Consider the following 15660-nt stretch of genomic DNA (forward strand, 5'->3'; position numbering starts at 1 on the left):
CGGAACAATGCCGCGGCTCATCGAGCGACACTTCCGGGGCCAGTTTGTCGATTGCGACGCATCCGCTCGAAAGGCAGTGTCACACAGCGGCCAGACGAAGGAGACGCGATGTGATCCGAAAGGCCAGCGCATCAGATGCGCCCGCGATCAGAGATTGCACCAATCAGGCCTACGCTCGATATATACCTGTAATTGGCCGGAAGCCTGCGCCGATGGTTGCCGACTTCGAGACGCAAATTGCTGCCGGATCAGTTTATGTCGCCACCGGCGCAAACGGCGATTTCCAAGGCTTCATAGTGTTCTTCCCCGAAGATCAGCACATCCTACTGGAAAACGTGGCTGTCCTGCCAAGCTTTGCGGGACAGGGTATCGGCAAGACCCTGATACAGTTCTGCGAGGCTGAAGGGCGGCGGCGCGGCTTTGAGATCGTGCGTCTCTATACGAATGAAAAGATGACCGAGAACCTCTTGATCTATCCGCGACTTGGTTATGACGAAGTGGCGCGGCGCACTGAAGAAGGCTTCCATCGGATATATTACGAGAAACGCCTCTGCTGAGCGACGGCGGCACGGGTCCGGAAGGCCCGGGATATCGGGGCTAACAATTTCCGATAATGTATGGCGCATCGAACACTTTCGGTGCGACCGGCGTCCCGTCCCGCTCGCTGGCATGTTCGAGATAGGTGTTGACGTGGGGAGGAATGACCGTGCCTCTTTGCGCTACGCCAAGAAAAATCTGCTTCGTGTTCTCAGGCGTGAGTTCGAACCAATTCGGATCGTCAAACGTTCCGCCGTAGACACCAACGAAATTTTCAAATCGCTGGAAGGTCAGGAACAGCTTGGTCCCGCAGTTATCGCAGAAATGTATGAAAACCTTTTTTCCGCTGCCTTCTGAGATGTGAACATACCGTTTCGGAGACCCTTTGTTGACCTGAAAGTCCTGCGCTTCGAACACCGGTTCCACCAGATACGCGCCACCGGTCGCGCGTTGGCAGAACCTGCAGTGGCAGATCGTCACTCTGACTGGCTGATTTTCAGCTTTATATCTGATGTTTCCGCAGAGGCATCCTCCTTGAGCATCCATTGTCGCCTGCCTCCGAAATCGCAAATCACGTCATCTATTCGCCAGTCTACACCGGATTGCCGATTCCAATGCGGTATTCGTCGCGCATCGCCCATGCTGCCCTTGGCTCCTCCCTTCCCCTCATCGACGCCCCGCGCTATTTCCCTCACATGCAGCCTGACATGGACCCCTTCACTGCCCGCGCCACGCTTGAATGGCTGGTCGAGATGGGCTGTGACGAGGCAATCTGCGCCCAACCCGTCAATCGATATGCCCTTCCCGACCGTATGCCTGCAGCCGCGAAACCCGCGCCGTTGACGCCTGCGGCGGAGACTGTCGCATCCGTGCCGCAGCATGTGCCCCCGGCACACAAAAGCGATCCCGTGACCGAGGCCGAACAGTTCGCCGCCGGGGCCGCCACGCTGGAAGACCTGCAAGCCGCGCTCTCGACCTATCCGCACTGCGAATTACGGCTGGGCGCAAAATCTCTGGTGTTTTCCGACGGCAACCCCAAGGCCCGCGTCATGATCATCGGCGAGGCACCGGGCCGTGAGGAAGACCGCGCGGGCAAGCCCTTCGTCGGGCAGGCCGGTCAGCTTCTGGACAGGATGCTCGCCGCTATCGGCCTGTCCCGCGATCATGCCGATGCGGAACGTGCGGTCTATATCACCAATGTCCTGCCGTGGCGCCCGCCGTCGAACCGCGACCCCGAACCCGCCGAAGTGGCCATGATGCTGCCGTTCCTGCGCCGTCACGTCGAACTCGCCGATCCGGACGTTCTGATCCTGATGGGCAACCACGCCTGCAACGCGGTGCTGGGTCGACGTGGCATTACCAGGCTGCGCGGGCAGTGGACCGAAGGTTTCGGCAAGCCGGTCCTGCCGATGCTGCATCCTGCCTATCTGCTACGACAACAGGCAGCGAAACGCGACGCATGGGCGGACCTGCTGGACCTTGCCGCCCGGCTGGATACCTGACGTCCGCCCTGTGCGCCCCCGCACAGTTGCACCTGCCCTGACGCCGGGCGACATGACCCCCGACCGCACCACATTGCACCAAACGAAAATCCGGGGTCACATGTCCCGAACGCAGACAGTCCGAAGGAATTTCATGACCTATACGCCCCCCAAAGTCTGGCAGAACACGCAATCCGGCGGTCAGTTCGCCAATATCAACCGTCCCGTTGCCGGTCCGACCCACGACAGGGACCTGCCTGTGGGTGAACATCCCTACCAACTCTACTCGCTGGCGACGCCGAACGGCGTGAAGGTCACCGTCCTGTTCGAGGAGCTGATCGAGGCCGGTCACGATTTCGATTATGACGCATGGAAAATCGACATTGGCGAAGGCGATCAGTTCGGCTCGGGCTTCGTCGAAGTGAACCCGAACTCCAAGATCCCCGCGTTGATGGACCGGTCTGGCGACACGCCTGTCCGTATCTTCGAGTCGGGCGCGATGATGCTGCACGTTGCCGAAAAGTATAATGCGTTCCTCGGAGAAAACCGCGCGGAGATGCTGTCCTGGCTGTTCTGGCAGATGGGCAGCGCCCCGTTTCTGGGCGGCGGGTTCGGCCATTTCTATGCCTATGCGCCTGAAAAGTACGAATACCCGATCAACCGCTACGCGATGGAAGCCAAGCGTCAACTGGATGTGCTGGACCGACGTCTGGGCGAAAGCGCCTTCATCGCAGGCGAGACTTATACCATCGCCGACATGGCGATCTGGTCCTGGTACGGTCAGTTGGTTCTGGGTCGGTTGTATGACGCCGCCGAGTTCCTCGATGTCGCAAGCTACAGGAACGTCGTCGCATGGGCCGAAAAGATCGACGCCCGCCCCGCCACTCGTCGGGGCCGCATGGTCAATCGCAGCTTCGGCGACGATGAGAGCCTGAAACTGCCCGAGCGGCACTCGCGCGCCGATTTCACCAAATGACCGATCGCGCTTTCCTGCCCTGTCGCATCGCGGTGCTGACCGTCTCCGACACGCGGACGCCGGATGACGACCGGTCCGGCGACACCCTTGTAGAACGGCTGGAGGGCGCGGGGCATCTGCTGGCGGATCGCGCCATCACGCGCGACGACCGCGCCGACATCGCGGGCAAACTTCGCGAGTGGTGCGCCGACCCGGACATCGACGTCGTGATCTCGACCGGCGGCACCGGGCTGACGGGTCGCGACGTGACGGTCGAGGCGCACCGCGACGTCTACCAAAAGGAAATCGACGCCTTCGGAACGGTCTTCACCCTCGTGAGCATGAAAAAGATCGGCACCTCCGCCGTGCAGTCGCGCGCCTGCGCGGGTGTGGCTCACGGCACCTATCTGTTCGCGCTGCCCGGTTCGCCCTCGGCCTGTCGCGATGCCTGGGGTGAAATTCTGGTTCACCAACTGGACTTCAGGCACAAACCCTGCAATTTCGTCGAGATCATGCCCCGGCTTGAAGAACATTTGCGCAGAAAATGATCTGATCGCGCGACGGAACCCGGCTCTACGAACGTGTGAGTTGGCAGGGACCGTGAAAACCTTATCTTCAGGTCGACGCATCGCAGATCGGAAATTGAATGCGCTTTCTCGGACGCAGCCTTGTGGCGCTCTTCCTGTTGGCCCTGACGGTCGGCCTTCTGGGCTGGGCCGCACAGATCTCGTTTTCCGCACTCGAGGCGCGACAGGCGCGTGACGGCGGAAGCCGTCCGGCGCGTGAACGTGTACTGGCCGCCAACGTGCTGACCGCCACACCGCAGACCATCGCCCCCGTCCTGACCACCTTCGGCGAGGTTCGCGCCCGTCGCGTGCTGGAACTGCGGGCCCCCACAGCAGGCCGTATCGTCGAACTGTCGGACAGGTTCGAAGACGGCGGTCAGGTCGAGGCGGGGCAATTCCTGCTCAGGATCGACCCTGCCGGGGCCGAAGCCGATGTCGCCGTTGCCCGCGCCGATCTGTCCGGGGCCGAGGCAGAACTGCGCGACGCCACCCGAGCGCTGGATCTGGCCCAGGCCGAACTTGCCGGGGCCGAGGCGCAACGCGATCTGCAAAGTGCCGCTTTGCAACGACAGCGCGATCTTTCACAGCGGGGCGTCGGCTCCACCTCCGCCGTGGAAGCCGCTCAACTGGCGCTGTCGTCTGCCGAAAGCACGATCCTTGCGAAACGCGGGGCCATCGCGCAGGCGCAGACCCGGATCGACTCGGCCGAACTTGCGATCGAACGCGCCCGGATCGCCGTCGATACGGCCCTGCGCGACCTTGCCGATCGGGAACTGACCGCCGAATTCGATGGCCAGCTCAGCGATGTGTCGATTCTGGCCGGGGGTCTGGTCTCGGCCAACGAACAGATCGCCACGCTGATCGACCCGGATGCACTGGAAGTTGCTTTCCGTCTGTCCGCCGCGCAGCATTCGCGCCTGCTGGACGACCGCGGCAACCTGATCGGCGCACCCGTTCGCGCAATTCTCGATGTGCAGGGGCTGACGATCGAGGCCACGGGTCTCATCACCCGCGAAAGCGCATCGGTCGGAGAAGGCCAGACCGGCCGACTTGTGTTTGCCACGCTTGACACCACGCGGGGTCTGCGCCCCGGCGACTTTCTGCGGATCGAAGTCGAAGAGCCGGTGCTGACTGCCGCCATCCGCCTGCCTGCGACCGCGCTGTCCGCCCAGTCCAGCGTTCTGGTGCTGGGTGACGAGGACCGCCTGTCCGAAATCGTCGTGACGCTTCTGCGGCGTCAAGGTGACGATGTGCTGGTCTCGGGCGATATCGCAGGGCGCGAGGTCGTAGCCGAACGCACGGCGGCGCTGGGTGCGGGCATCCGGGTCCGTCCCCTGCGGCCCGAAGCCGGCACATCCGATACAGACACGTCCGACGTCGCGCAGGTCCGGGTCGAAACGCCCACGCTGATGACACTGGATCCCGAACGCCGCGCCCGCCTCGTGGCCTTCGTGGAGAACAACAGCCGCATTCCCGACCCCGTAAAATCGCGGATGCTGACGCAACTTGCCGACGAACAGGTGCCGACCGAAATGGTCGAACGCCTCGAATCCCGGATCGGGGGCTGACCCGTGGGGATACTGGGATACTTTACGCGTCACCGCACCGCCGCCAATCTTCTGCTGGTGCTGATGCTGGCGGCGGGCGCAGTGGCCGTTCCCAACATGCGCGCCCAGTTCTTCCCCGATGTCATTGTCGAGAACGTCTCGGTCAGCGTTGCCTGGGACGGTGCGGGGGCCGAAGACGTGGACCTCGGTATCGTGCAATTGCTGGAACCGGCGCTTCTGGCCGTCGAAGGCGTGACCGACAGCTCCTCCACATCGCGTGAAGGGTCGGCAACCCTGACGCTGGAGTTCGAGCCGGGCGCTGATGTCGCCGCTGCCGCCGATGACGTGCAGGCCGCCGTCGATGCCGTCTCGGGCCTGCCCGATGGCATCGACGACCCCGAAGTGCGGCAGGGCGCGTGGCGCGACCGCGTGACCGACGTTATCGTCACCGGGCCGGTCGGCGTCGACCAGCTGGCGCGCATTGCCGACGATTTCGTGCTGCGCCTGTTTGCCGCTGGGGTGACCCGGACGTCGATCCGGGGCATCGCCGCGCCCGAAGTGATCATCGAGGTGCCGACCGCCAACCTGCTGCGCTACGATCTGACCATGGCCGAAATCTCCGCCGCCATCGGCGCGCAGGCGCAGGCTGATCCGGCGGGCGACGTGAGTGGCGCGAACGCCCGCGTCCGCACCGGCAGCGCCCGGCGCGATGCCGTCGACATCGAGGCCATCGTGTTGCGGCGCACCGGAGGAGGCGACGCGCTGACCGTGGGCGACGTGGGCCAGGTTCTGTCCGAAGGCGTCGACCGCGACCGCGCCTATTTCGTTGGCTCCGACCCGGCGATCAGTGTTCAGGTCGACCGATCAGCCGAAGGCGACGCCATCGCCCTGCAAAAGCGCGTGGAGGAGGTCGCCGCCGATGTCCTGACCGATGCGCCCCAGGGCACGAAGATCGAGCTGATCCGCACCCGGACCGAGGCCATCACGGGCCGTATCGACCTCCTGATCGACAATGCGCTGATGGGACTGGCCCTCGTCGTCGGGCTTCTGTTTCTGTTTCTGAACGCCCGGACCGCCTTCTGGGTCGCGGCAGGCATCCCGGTTGCCATGTTCACGGCAATCGCGCTGATGTGGGCGGCGGGAATTACGATCAACATGATCTCGCTCTTCGCGCTGATCATCACGCTGGGTATCGTCGTGGATGACGCCATCGTGGTCGGCGAGCATGCCGATTTCCGCGCCCGCCGTCTGGGCGAAGACCCCCAGACGGCCGCCGAGAACGCCGCCCGTCGCATGTTCACGCCGGTCTTCTCGGCCACGCTGACCACCGTGATCGCGTTCTTCGGGCTGGTCGCCATCGGCGGGCGTTTCGGAAACCTGATCTACGATATCCCCTTTACCGTGATCGTGGTCCTGATCGCCTCGCTGATCGAATGTTTCCTGATCCTGCCGCACCACATGGCCGGCGCGCTCAGGCATACCGCGCGCGAACATTGGTACGATCTGCCGTCGCGCCTGGTGAACCGCGGCTTCAAATGGATGCGCGAAACGCTGTTCCGCCCGCTCGTGCGGCTGGCACTCTGGGCACGCTATCCGGTGGCGGCGCTGGCCCTCGTGCTGTTGTCGACGCAGGCTGCCCTGTTCATCCGCGGCGACGTTCAGTGGCGCTTCTTCAACGCGCCCGAGCGTGGGTCCGTCACCGGCAATTTCGCCATGGTCGATGGCGCGACGCGGGCCGATGCGCTCGACCAGATGCGGGAGTTGCAGCGCGCCACCGAGGCGCTTGGCGCACAGTATGAAGCCGAATACGGCACCAATCCCATCGCCTATGTCCTGGCCGAAGTCGGTGGCAATGCGGGGCGCGAGCTGCCGTCTGCGGCCGACAAGGAACCGGACCAGCTGGGCGCGATTTCGATCGAACTGATCGACGCAGACCTTCGACCTTACTCCAGCTCCGAATTTGTGGAAGCCTTGCAGGATACCGTGCGCCGCCAACCCCTGACAGAAGAGATCGGCTTTCGCGGGGCACACGCGGGTCCGGGCGGCGACTCCTTGTCCGTCGATTTCTATGGTGCGGATTCAGCCACGCTGAAGAATGCGGCGGAAGCCCTGAAAATCGCCGTTCTGCGCTTCCCAGAAGTCTCTGCCGTGGAGGACAGTCTGCCCTACGACAAGGATGAACTGATCCTGAACCTGACGCCGCAGGGCGAGGCGCTGGGCTTCGATATCGACTCGCTGGGCACAACGCTGCGCAACCGGCTGAACGGCATCGAGGCGGCGACCTTCCCGTCCGGTCCCCGCACCGGCGCGATCCGGGTCGAATTGCCACAGGGTGAAGTGCGCGCCGACTTCCTGGATACTCTGCGACTGGCCTCGCCCTCCGGGGGCGACGTCGCACTGTCGGATATCGTGACGGTCGAGGTGCAATCGGGCTTTGCCACCGTGCGCCGCACCAATGGCGTGCAGGTGGTCACGGTGTCCGGTGAAATCGCGCAGGATGACGCAGCGCGCGCGAACGAAATCCGCAAGGAACTGACCGAAACCATCCTGCCCGAGATCGCCAGCCTCTATCAGGTTGGCTTCGAGCAGGGCGGTCTGGCCGAGCAGGAACAGGAATTCCTGACCGACGCGACGCTGGGCCTGGTGGCCTGTCTGCTGGGTATCTATCTGGTGCTGGCCTGGATCTTCAGCAGCTGGACACGCCCCGCCGTCATCATGGCGGTGATCCCCTTCGGCCTGATCGGGGCGGTCTGGGGCCACTGGTGGTGGGGGGTGCCGCTGTCGATGTTCTCTGTCGTGGGTCTGATCGGCATGACCGGCATCATCATCAACGATTCCATCGTTCTGGTCACGACGGTCGACGAATATGCCCGCGACCGCGCACTGCGCCCGGCCATCATCGATGCGGTCTGCGACCGTCTGCGACCGATCCTGCTGACCACGTTGACGACGGTTCTGGGGCTTGCGCCGCTGCTCTACGAATCCTCCAGCCAGGCACAGTTCCTGCGACCCACGGTAATCACACTGGTCTATGGGCTGGGGTTCGGAATGCTTCTCGTCCTCGTCCTCGTCCCCGCCATGCTCGCCATGGGTCAGGACATCTCCCGTTTGACGACCGCGCTGCGCCGGATGGCGCGTCTGCCGCTCCGCCGCCGGGGCCGGGCTACGGGAATGCTGGGCCTGACGCTGGGCACCGTAATCCTGGCCTGGGGGTTCCTGACACTGGGCTGGCATCTGGTGACCGGCACGATCTGGCCGCCGCTGGTGCCCTTGCTGCCGTCGGGCGACACACTGCGCGTTTTTGCCGTGTTTCTTGCCGGAACGGCTGTATTGCTGCTCGGGACATGGATCATCGCGGGGCTGACGATGGGTCTGCGACGCAGACCGGCTTGAAACTCAGAACGCTTCGGGCTTGGCTTCGCGCGCCATGTGGTCCAGCACGGCGTTGACGAAGCCGCCTTCCTTCCCGTCCGGGAAGAACGCGCGCGCGACGTCGACGAACTCGGTGATGACAACTTTGGGTGGCGTGGCGCTGTCGATCAATTCGCCGCCTGCAGCCCGGAACAGCGCGCGTAACGTCGGATCGATCCGCCCGAGCGGCCATTTCGCAACCAGTGCGCGGTCGGTCAACTGGTCGATGCGCGCCTGATTGTTCACCGCCGACTCCAGCAGCGACCGAAACACATCGACGTTCGCTTCCGAGAATTCGCCCTCCTCGGTGACCATGCCGAAGCGGTGCGTCTCGAACTCGACCTGCACCTTGTCGACGGTCTGACCGGCTGCCTCCATCTGGAACAGCGCCTGCACGGCATATAGCCGGGCAGCGGATTTCATCCGGCGCTTCATCGCGCGCTTTTCGTCTGGTGTCATGTCGGGTGTGATTTCACTCATGGCCGCGACCTATGGGGGCGGTCCGGGGGCGTCAAGTCACCGTCGTCAGGCAACCGGCATCAGGCAACCGTCGGTCCGGACTTGCGCAGGCCATCGTGCTGGAAGCTGCCGGGTTTGAAACCCACGCCGGTGTCCGCCTTCTTCATCGACCGCTGCAACGCGATCAGATGCAACGCCGCGGCCGCCGCCCCACCCGCCGTATCAAGACGATCCGCATCCGCGCGTTCCTCGGCCTGCTCCATGTTCTCGACGGTAATGATGCCGTTGCCGATGCAGGCTCCGGCCAGGCCCAGTGTCGCAATTGCCCGCGCGCTTTCGTTGACCACGACATCGTAATGCGACGTCCGCCCCCGGATCACGCACCCCAGCGCGACATAGCCGTCGAAGTCGGACTGCCGGTGCGCGATGCCGATGGCCGTTGGAATTTCCAGCGAGCCGGGCATCTCGACCGTCTCATGCGTCACGCCCGCACTGTCCAGTACCGCGCGGGCCGAGGCCAGCTGCGCCGCCGAGATCGCGCCGTAATAGGGGGCGATCACGATCAGAACCCTGGCGGGTTTGTCGAAAGCAGGCAGGGTCAGCACGTTATCGGAATGTCCGGCCATCGGATCAGCCTTTCGGAATGGTGTGGGTGCCCGTGATCTTCAGGCCATAGGCGTCCAGCCCCACGATGCGCGGCGTGCCGGAGTTGGTCACAAGCTCCATCTCGTGAATGCCCAGCGCCGCAAGGATCTGCGCTCCCAGCCCGTATTGTCGCAGCTTATGGGGCGAGACGCCGCCGCCATGGCCATGGAAATCCAGCTTCATCTCGGTATCGCGCAGCAACACGACGACGCCCCGCCCAACTTCGGCGATGACCTGCATCGCACCCGCCAGATCGCTGTCGCCGATGCCCAGCGCGTCCTCCAGCGGGTTCATCGCATGCATCCGAACCAGGACCGGGCCGCCATGGTCGATATCCCCCTTGGTCAGCACGATGTGTTCAGACCCCTGCGTCTCGTCGGTGAAAATCCGCATCAGCCAGTCGCCGCCAATATGGCTGGTGACGGGCCGCGCATCGGTCTGATTCACAAGGTTGTCGTGGCGACGGCGGTACGAAATCAGATCGCTGATCGTGCCGATCTTCAGCCCGTGCAACTGCGCAAAGGCGATCAGGTCGGGCAGACGCGCCATCGATCCGTCGTCTTTCATGATCTCGCAGATCACGCCCGACGGGTTCAGCCCGGCCAGCCGCGCGATATCCGTCGCGGCTTCGGTATGACCCGCCCGAACCAACACGCCGCCGTCCCGCGCCCGCAGCGGGAAGACATGGCCCGGCGTGGCGATATCCGCCGCGCCCTTGGACGCGTCGATGGCGGTGCTGACGGTGCGCGCGCGGTCATGCGCCGAAATGCCGGTGCTGACGCCTTCGCGCGCTTCGATTGAAATCGTAAACGCTGTCTCGTGGCGCGAGGAATTCTGCGACGCCATCAGCGGCAGTCCCAGCGCGTCGATCCGCTCGCCCGGCAGGGTCAGGCAGATCAGCCCGCGCCCGTGCATCGCCATGAAGTTGATCGCATCCGGCGTGGCCATCTGCGCGGGGATCACCAGATCGCCTTCGTTCTCGCGGTCCTCGTGGTCCACCAGAATGAACATGCGCCCGTTGCGCGCGTCCTCGATGATGTCCTCGATCGGGGAGATAACGTCCGAGTTTTCACGCTCGACGGGTCCGGGGGCCTCGAAAGGGATGGGATCGGCCATGGGCGCACCTCCTGTTGCAGGCTTCATCTAGCGATCCAGGGGGCCGGGGACCAGACCGTCCGGCGCAGACGTTACGTGCGCACGTTGCTATTTGGTCTGCATCTTCCGCACCAACTTGAGCACCTGGCGGCGGGGCAGCAGCGGAATGACCCAGTTCGTCAGCACCGACAGCATGCCTTCATTCACCACGTGCAGCCTGCCATCCATCATTGCATCATATCCGACCCTGGCAACCGCTTCGGGGCTCTGTCCCGACCTGGTCAGCGGCGTGTTTTCCAGATCGGCACGGGCGGCAAAATCCGTTTCGACGTATCCGGGGGCCAAAACGGTGACGGTGACGCCCTGCGCCCGCAGCTCCTCGTCCAGCGCCTGACTGAAGCTGTTCACAAAGGCTTTGGTGGCGAAATACGTCGCCTGCATCGGCCCCGGCATCATTCCCGCCGTCGATCCGACATTCAGGATACGCCCTTTGCCGCGAGCGACCATGCCCGGCGCAATCGAGTGACACAGTATCATCACGGCGTTCACGTTAAGATCCACCATCGCCAGATCATCGGCCAGATGCCGCTCGATGAATGCGCCGCGCCCGCCGAACCCGGCGTTGTTGATCAGGATGCCAATGTCACGCCCCTCGCAGGCGGCGATCAATGTGGCCAGGCCCTCTGGCGTACCCAGGTCGCAGGCCACCGGCGTGACGGAGACGGAATGTTTCGCCTCGATGTCGGCTTTCAGCGCGTCCAGCTCCACCGCGCGCCGTGCCGCGAGGATCAGGTCTCCCCCTTTTGCCGCGTGATACTCGGCCAGGGCGCGCCCGATGCCGCCGGATGCGCCGGTTATGACGGCCAGTGGTGCCTTGTCGGTCATGTTGTCTCTCCAAAATAACGGTCAGCGGTCAGATATCCGCCCGCGCGCAAGGCCGCGCACCAACTCGCCTCGAATGCGGTGTCGCCGATCATAAGCACCGCATCCGCAGGCAAACCACGCCTGCGCAGCAGATCGCGCAGCCGCCTCCGCATCGTGGTCCAACTCTCGGTAAAAAGCGGTGCAGCGTCGGCAAAATCCAGCGGCGCTTCCGCCTCGACCACCAGCGGCCGATGCACCAGAACGCCCCGCAGGGCCTCGACCCGGGTCAGTTTCGCGGCCCGGTCCGCATCCATCTCCGCGCGTCGGATCATGCCCAGCGCGTTGGACGAGAACAAAAGCGCCGTTATGTCGCGCCCGGTGCCCGCGCGGATGCCGGCATAGGTCCGGTAACTCAGCCCGATGGCAGCGGCACGTCTGACACGTATCCGCACGACCTCCACTGGCATCGTGTTCGGGATCAGATCGCGGCGCGCCTTGCGCCATTGATGCAGGCGACTGGTATAGCCGTTGAAATCATGGCCTGAGTTATGGCCGATGCCGGGGGTGCTTGAAGTGCTCATTCGTCATTCGCGCACGATGGCAGCGCCGCCGCAAGGGGCCTGCTCAGCACCTGCCCAACCATCCGACCGATCGCCCGGCTTCCGCCCGCGCCGCCGCCGCATCGGCAAACCCCATGCGCGGTGGATGCAAATGCCGCCAACCATGCGCGTCTTCCGGGTCGCGGCGACACTCCACCCAGCCATAATCCTCGCCCATGCACAGGATATCGACGCAACGATCGCCGCCTGTGTCCTCGATGGACGTCAGGACAAGGCGCTTCGTCACGGTCAGCCCGGCATCTCTGCCAGACGTGCGACGTAGCGCGCCAGGGTGTCGATCTCCAGATTGACCCGGTCGCCGGGCGCTGCCGTGCCCCAGGTTGTCACCGATTGCGTGTGCGGGATCAGGTTGATGCCGAAGGTCGCGCCATCCACCTCGTTCACTGTCAACGACGTCCCGTTCAGTGCCACCGAACCCTTGGGCGCGATGAACCGGGCCAGGGCATCGGGCGCGGCGAAAACGTATCGTACCGAGTCGCCGTCTGGTATGATCGACAGGATTTCGGCAGTGCCGTCGACGTGGCCAGACACGATATGCCCGCCCAGTTCGTCACCCACCCGCAAGCTGCGTTCCAGATTGACACGCGATCCGGTTTGCCAGCGGTCCAGCGCGGTTTTCGACAGGCTCTCGGCCGATACATCCACGTCGAACCAGTGGCCTTCGGTGTCCGCGCCCCGGTCCACCACGGTCAGACAGCAGCCGTCGCAGGCGATGGACGCACCGATGTCGATGCCGCCCGCGTCGTATCGTGTGCCGATCCGCGCCCGCAGGTCGCCGCGACGTTCCAGTGTCCGGATCGTTCCGATGTCGGTAATAATACCTGTGAACATTAAGCCCTCCGCAGCGTTTCAACCCCAGCTAAGCCTGTGGTCCATTTGCCGCAAGTGCCCCAAACCTGCCACATTCGCGCCTTTCCCCTGCCCACGCAGCGCCCGATAAAGGACGAAACAACCCGAGGGGCGAAATGCGTCCAACGCGCCGATTCCTGTTTCTGCAAGGGCCTCACGGGCCCTTCTTCCATCGTCTCGGAGGTCTTCTCCGGGCGGCGGGGTGCGAGGTGTGGCGCGTCGGTTTCAATCGCGGGGACGCGGCATTCTGGTTTGATCGCAACAGCTACATTCCATTCCATGGCAATCCCGAAAACTGGCCCGAAGCCTGCGCCAACCTTCTGGATAAAAAGGGAATTACAGATCTGGTGCTTTACGGCGACGTGCGCGCCATCCATGCGCAGGCTGTTGAAATCGCCCGCGCCCGCGGCCTGACCGTGCACGTGTTCGAGGAAGGGTATTTGCGCCCCTGGTGGATCAGTTATGAACGCGGCGGCTCGAACGCCCATTCGCGCCTGATGGACAAATCCGTTCCAGACATGCAAGCCGCACTGGCCGAACTGGACCTCGACCTGCCGGATGCACCCGCGCATTGGGGCGACATGCGCCACCATATCTTCTACGGCATGCTCTATCACCTGTTCGTGGTCACGGCACCGGGCCGGTATCGCGCTTATCGTCCGCACCGCGACATTACCGTGATGAAGGAATTCCGCCTGTATCTGCGTCGCCTTCTGACGATGCCCGCGACCGCGCTGCAACGGAAGATCGCGACCTGGCGCATCACCCATGGCGGCTTCCCCTATCACCTGTGCCTGATGCAGCTGGAACACGACTCCAGTTTCCGCGCGCATTCGCCCTTCGCCTCCATGACCGAGTTTCTGGAACAGGTCGTCGACGGGTTCGCCAGGGGGGCACCCAGCCATCACCACCTTGTCCTCAAGGCACATCCACTCGAAGACGGCCGCGCACCCGTGCGCGCGACAATCCGCCGCTTGGTCGAATATTACGGCCTGGACGGTCGTGTTCACTACCTGCGTGGCGGCAAACTGGCCGCCCTCATGAACGAGGCCCGCTCCGCCGTCACCGTCAATTCCACCGCGGCGCAACAGGCGCTCTGGCGGGGCCTTCCGGTCAAGGCGATGGGCCGCTCGGTCTATGGCAAACCCGAATTCGTCAGCAATCAACCGCTCGATGAATTCTTCGCCGACCCGCATCGTCCCGACAGCCGCGCCTATCGCGACTACCGCCACTATCTGCTGGAAACCAGTCAGGTGGCGGGCGGCTTCTACTCCTCGCGCGGACGGCGGCAACTTCTGCGTCAGGTTGTGGATATGATGCTGTCGGACCTCGACCCCTACGACAGGCTGGCGACGGGACGTCCCGCGCCACGCCAGAACTTGAAACTCGTGTCAGGCTAGACACAAACCGGAACCTGCGGCAGGCGAATGGAACATTCGCAAGACGGGGATCAACCCTGCAATATTGCCAAAGGCAGATCGAAAGGCAGAGCACGTGAGCAGACAGGTATCCCGGACGGCGAAGTCCATCGTCGCATTCCTGGCTTTGACCCTGGTGGCATCCTGCGGGACGCTGCCCCGGTCGGGTCCAAACAAACGCGAAATCTACGCGGGCAGCGTTATCAACGGTGGCGATGCCTTCATCGTCAGCGTGAACCCCCGCGTCACCGCCGCCACTGCCGTCACCCCGGCGCTCGGCTTCTCGTCCGAGTTTCGCAACGCAAGTGCGCTGGGTGCCGACACCATCCGCCCCGGCGATACGCTGGGCCTGATCATCTATGAAAACGTCGAGGATGGCCTGCTGACCAACGCCGGGGCCTCGGCCTCGCTGATCGACGAGGTGCAGGTCGACTCGGCGGGCATGATCTTCATCCCCTACGCCGGGCGCCTTCGCGCCGCGGGCAACACGCCCGAGGCCCTGCGCCGGATCATCACGCAGCGACTGGACGAACAGACCCCCGACCCGCAGGTCGTCGTTCGCCGCCTGGCCGGTAACGGTGCCACCGTCAGCGTCGTCGGCGGCGCGGGCGCACAGGGCGTGTTTCCCATCGAACGTCCGACCCGAACCCTGACCGCGATGATCGCGGCCGCCGGTGGCGTGGCCATTTCGCCCGAAATCGCGCTGGTCAACGTCAGCCGCGGTGCCCGGACCGAAACCGCCTACCTTTCGGACCTGTACAAGAACCCGAGCATGGACATCGCCCTGCGCGACGGCGACACGATCTACATTGAACAGGACACCCGCGCCTTTACCGTGCTGGGTGCGACCGGCGCACAGAACCGCATGGAGTTCGAGACCGAAGTGATCTCCGCGATCGAAGCGCTCGCCCAGGTCGGTGGTCTGAACGCCAACCTCGCCAATCCCACCGGCGTGTTCGTCTTCCGCAATGAACCCGAGGAAATCGCCGAAGCCGTGATGGGCCGCGACGATCTGACCGGCACGCAGCGCCTGGTCTATGTCCTCGACCTGACCGAACCCAACGGCATGTTCGACGCGCGCGATTTCATCATCCGCGACGGTGACACGATTTACGTGACCGAAGCACCCATTGTCGCCTGGAACCGTTCGGTCGCCGCGATCTTCGGATCGCTGGGCCAGATCAGATCTGCCGCCACGACCGTCGGCGGCTGA

The 15660-nt window shown here is 64.0% G+C and carries 16 protein-coding genes; 8 read left to right on the forward strand and 8 right to left on the reverse strand.

Going from position 1 to position 15660, the window contains the following annotated elements:
- The first annotated feature begins 110 nt into the window (after positions 1–110).
- Positions 111–557 carry a GNAT family N-acetyltransferase gene (locus AC13C2_RS01195; protein ID WP_482885691.1) on the forward strand — a complete coding sequence of 149 codons (447 nt, stop codon included), beginning with the start codon at positions 111–113 and terminating at the stop codon, positions 555–557.
- Positions 558–597: 40 nt separating this feature from the next.
- Here the strand turns inward: AC13C2_RS01195 and AC13C2_RS01200 are convergent, their stop codons facing one another.
- Complete coding sequence (locus AC13C2_RS01200; protein ID WP_092758722.1) at positions 598–1083, reverse strand: GFA family protein; 486 nt, start codon at positions 1081–1083, stop codon at positions 598–600.
- A 149-nt stretch (positions 1084–1232) separates the two neighbouring features.
- Between AC13C2_RS01200 and AC13C2_RS01205 the strand changes: the two genes are divergently transcribed.
- The 5 genes from AC13C2_RS01205 (at position 1233) to AC13C2_RS01225 (ending at position 8479) form a co-directional block, all read left to right on the forward strand.
- Positions 1233–2039, forward strand: coding sequence for a uracil-DNA glycosylase (locus tag AC13C2_RS01205; RefSeq protein ID WP_482885737.1), 807 nt, complete (start codon positions 1233–1235; stop codon positions 2037–2039).
- A gap of 133 nt (positions 2040–2172) precedes the next feature.
- On the forward strand, positions 2173–2994 hold the full coding sequence (gene yghU / locus AC13C2_RS01210) for a glutathione-dependent disulfide-bond oxidoreductase (RefSeq protein ID WP_092758724.1): 822 nt from the start codon (positions 2173–2175) through the stop codon (positions 2992–2994).
- The gene (gene moaB, locus AC13C2_RS01215) at positions 2991–3521 is read left to right on the forward strand and encodes a molybdenum cofactor biosynthesis protein B (RefSeq protein ID WP_482885692.1); all 531 of its coding nucleotides are present in this window, start codon (positions 2991–2993) and stop codon (positions 3519–3521) included. The genes yghU and moaB overlap by 4 nt, the downstream gene beginning before the upstream one ends.
- 98 nt (positions 3522–3619) lie before the next feature.
- A complete protein-coding gene (locus AC13C2_RS01220) occupies positions 3620–5107 on the forward strand; it encodes an efflux RND transporter periplasmic adaptor subunit (protein ID WP_424337650.1) in 1488 nt (495 codons plus the stop codon).
- A 3-nt stretch (positions 5108–5110) separates the two neighbouring features.
- Positions 5111–8479: an efflux RND transporter permease subunit gene (locus AC13C2_RS01225; protein ID WP_482885693.1), complete on the forward strand. Its 3369-nt coding sequence runs from the start codon at positions 5111–5113 to the stop codon at positions 8477–8479.
- A 3-nt stretch (positions 8480–8482) separates the two neighbouring features.
- Here the strand turns inward: AC13C2_RS01225 and nusB are convergent, their stop codons facing one another.
- The 7 genes from nusB to AC13C2_RS01260 all read right to left on the reverse strand — a co-directional run bounded on the left by nusB (position 8483) and on the right by AC13C2_RS01260 (position 13011).
- Positions 8483–8977, reverse strand: coding sequence for a transcription antitermination factor NusB (nusB, locus tag AC13C2_RS01230; RefSeq protein WP_092758732.1), 495 nt, complete (start codon positions 8975–8977; stop codon positions 8483–8485).
- Positions 8978–9036: 59 nt separating this feature from the next.
- Positions 9037–9582, reverse strand: a complete 546-nt coding sequence (locus AC13C2_RS01235; protein ID WP_092758734.1) for a 6,7-dimethyl-8-ribityllumazine synthase — start codon at positions 9580–9582, stop codon at positions 9037–9039.
- Between the two features lie 4 nt (positions 9583–9586).
- Positions 9587–10717: a 3,4-dihydroxy-2-butanone-4-phosphate synthase gene (gene ribB, locus AC13C2_RS01240; protein WP_092758736.1), complete on the reverse strand. Its 1131-nt coding sequence runs from the start codon at positions 10715–10717 to the stop codon at positions 9587–9589.
- A gap of 87 nt (positions 10718–10804) precedes the next feature.
- Positions 10805–11581 carry an SDR family NAD(P)-dependent oxidoreductase gene (locus tag AC13C2_RS01245; protein ID WP_482885694.1) on the reverse strand — a complete coding sequence of 259 codons (777 nt, stop codon included), beginning with the start codon at positions 11579–11581 and terminating at the stop codon, positions 10805–10807.
- On the reverse strand, positions 11578–12141 hold the full coding sequence (locus AC13C2_RS01250; protein ID WP_175495724.1) for a hypothetical protein: 564 nt from the start codon (positions 12139–12141) through the stop codon (positions 11578–11580). The genes AC13C2_RS01245 and AC13C2_RS01250 overlap by 4 nt, the downstream gene beginning before the upstream one ends.
- A gap of 43 nt (positions 12142–12184) precedes the next feature.
- Positions 12185–12406, reverse strand: coding sequence for a hypothetical protein (locus AC13C2_RS01255; RefSeq protein ID WP_092758740.1), 222 nt, complete (start codon positions 12404–12406; stop codon positions 12185–12187).
- 2 nt (positions 12407–12408) lie between these two features.
- Positions 12409–13011 carry a riboflavin synthase gene (locus tag AC13C2_RS01260; protein WP_092758742.1) on the reverse strand — a complete coding sequence of 201 codons (603 nt, stop codon included), beginning with the start codon at positions 13009–13011 and terminating at the stop codon, positions 12409–12411.
- 134 nt (positions 13012–13145) lie between these two features.
- Between AC13C2_RS01260 and AC13C2_RS01265 the strand changes: the two genes are divergently transcribed.
- Entirely contained in the window at positions 13146–14429 is a 1284-nt protein-coding gene (locus AC13C2_RS01265) for a capsule biosynthesis protein (protein WP_424337646.1), read from the forward strand.
- Between the two features lie 94 nt (positions 14430–14523).
- The gene (locus tag AC13C2_RS01270; RefSeq protein ID WP_092758746.1) at positions 14524–15660 is read left to right on the forward strand and encodes a polysaccharide biosynthesis/export family protein; all 1137 of its coding nucleotides are present in this window, start codon (positions 14524–14526) and stop codon (positions 15658–15660) included.

The sequence above is a fragment of the Jannaschia sp. L-14R genome (assembly GCF_056857695.1).